This window comes from Halolamina salina, assembly GCF_042678005.1.
Lineage (GTDB): Archaea > Halobacteriota > Halobacteria > Halobacteriales > Haloferacaceae > Halolamina > Halolamina salina.
Genome location: NZ_JBHUDH010000117.1, coordinates 10,694 through 12,719, shown reverse-complemented (window position 1 = coordinate 12,719; position 2,026 = coordinate 10,694). Strand labels below are relative to the sequence as shown.

Sequence of the window (2,026 nt, the reverse complement as noted above, 5' to 3'; positions counted from 1 at the left end):
TCCGTGCGCGAACGAGCGCGCGAGGGACGAGTGACTGAGCGACAGCGAAGGAACGAGTCGGCTGGGGAGGTCTGTGGGCTGTGCGGGGCGGTGCGGTCACAAGTGGCCAAGCTCACTCCGCGGTCCTGTTCGGAGTTGGGACACCGAGATACGCGGTACGCCCACCGTCGAAAACAGCGAACTCCGTGGTCCTGTTCGCAACCCCACCTCGACAAGCGACTAAACAGAGAAGCCAAACAGCCTATTCCCCGGTATCCACCGCAACCACCGTCTCCCCCGCCGTCACGTCCTCGCCCTCCTTCACACGCAAATCCGCGAACTCCACCCGTTCGGGCAGCAGCACGTCGACGCGGCTGCCGAAACTGATGTGGCCGACCTTCTCCCCCCGCTCGACCGACTCGCCCTCCTCGACGTACGGGTGAATCCGGCGGGCGAACCAGCCCGCGATCAGCGAGAGTTCGTACTCCCCGCAGTCGATCTCGACGCGCTCGTTCCGCTCGGACTCCTTGGAGAACGCCGGCTTGTTCGCTCCGGCGCGGTGGGTGACCGACTCGACGGCGCCGTCGGCGGGCGCTCGGTTCACGTGCACGTCGGTGACGTTCATGAACACGCCCACGCGGATGCGGCCCTCCTCCTCGCGGATCACCGAGACGCTGCCGTCGGCGGGCGCGACGAACCCCGACTCGGGCGGTTCGCGCTCGGGGTCGCGGTGAAACAGGATCGCCGCCACCCCCAGTGCGGCCAGCGTGAGGCCGATCGGCCCCGACAGCGGCGTCAGCACGATGCCGGCGAAAAGCGGCGGGAGCCCGTACCGGAGTGCGCCGGGTGCAAGCGACGGGCCGGGAAGCTCCATCAGGCCTCCCCCCGCAGGTGATTACGGCCCGCGGCCCACGAACTCAGCAGGTGGGTGAGGTGGATCGTGTCGTCGCTCCCCTCGATCAGGTCGGCGTCGGCCTCGCCCGCGAGCCGGTAGAGCCGCGCGAGTTTCTCGCCGGAGTACTCGCTGCGGGCGACCCGCAGCAGCTCCTGTAACAGTTCCTCGCCGTCGTACCCCTCGTCGAGCAGGTCGTCGACGGTCGAGCGCGCCGTCGAGAAGTCGCCCTCCGCGGCCGCAGAGAGCGCCGACGCGAGTTCGTCGTCGTGGCCCACCTCGTCCAGCACCTCGTAGGCCGCCTGCATCGTCACCTCCTCGTGCTGGGCGGCGGCCGTCTGGGCGCCGAGCACGGCTTTCCGCAGGTCGCCGTCGGCGTAGCCCGCGACGAACTCCAGCCCGTCGTCGTCGTACTCGACGTCCTCGGCGTCGAGGATCTCGGCGAGCACGCTCTCGATCTCGTCGTGGCTCGGCGCCCTGACGGGGACCGGGAAACACCGCGAGCGGATCGGCGCGATCAGCTTCGAGGGCTGGCGGGTGGCGATCACGAACTGCGTGGTGCGGTGGTGCTGCTCCATCACCCGACGCAGCGCCTGCTGGAAGTCCTCGCGGATCGCCTCGGCGTTGTCCAGCAGGACCGTCTTGAACTCCCCCGAGACCGGCGCGTAGCTCGCGGATTCTTTGAGCACGCGGTTGATCATGTCTCGCTTTGCCATCCGGCTCCGCCCTTCGAGGAACTGCGCGAACCGGGGGTCCTCGCGGATCTCCTTCTTCGTCCGGTCGAAGAAGTCCGCGACGTTGATCTCCACGAGGTCGTTCTCGTAGTCCTCGTGCGCCTCGCGGGCCAGCGCCCGGACGGCGGCGGTCTTGCCGGCGCCCGGCGGCCCCTGCACGACGAGGTTCATCGGCTCGTCGACGGCTCGCTCGAGGCGCTCGCGGGCCTCCGCCTGCGGCAGGTCCGCGATCGCGGGCGCGTGGCGCTCGGTCCAGAGCGGCTCGTCCATCGGCTCGGGATAGCCCGTCGGGGGGTAAGAACTCCCCGGTCCGGGCGACACTTTTGCCGTCGCTATCGACGAGAACGCTCGAAGAAGTGCAAAACCGCGCGGTCGCAGTAGTTAGAAGACGGGGCCGGCGAGGGCGGACGACTCGGTGCCG

Annotated in this window: 2 protein-coding genes; both read right to left on the bottom strand. The window is 69.2% G+C overall.

What is annotated here, in order from left to right:
- Positions 1-241: 241 nt before the first annotated feature.
- Complete coding sequence (locus tag ACFR9S_RS10470; protein ID WP_379731903.1) at positions 242-853, bottom strand: protein sorting system archaetidylserine decarboxylase; 612 nt, start codon at positions 851-853, stop codon at positions 242-244.
- Entirely contained in the window at positions 853-1,875 is a 1,023-nt protein-coding gene (locus tag ACFR9S_RS10465; protein ID WP_379818579.1) for an AAA family ATPase, read from the bottom strand. The genes ACFR9S_RS10470 and ACFR9S_RS10465 overlap by 1 nt, the downstream gene beginning before the upstream one ends.
- Positions 1,876-2,026: the final 151 nt, after the last annotated feature.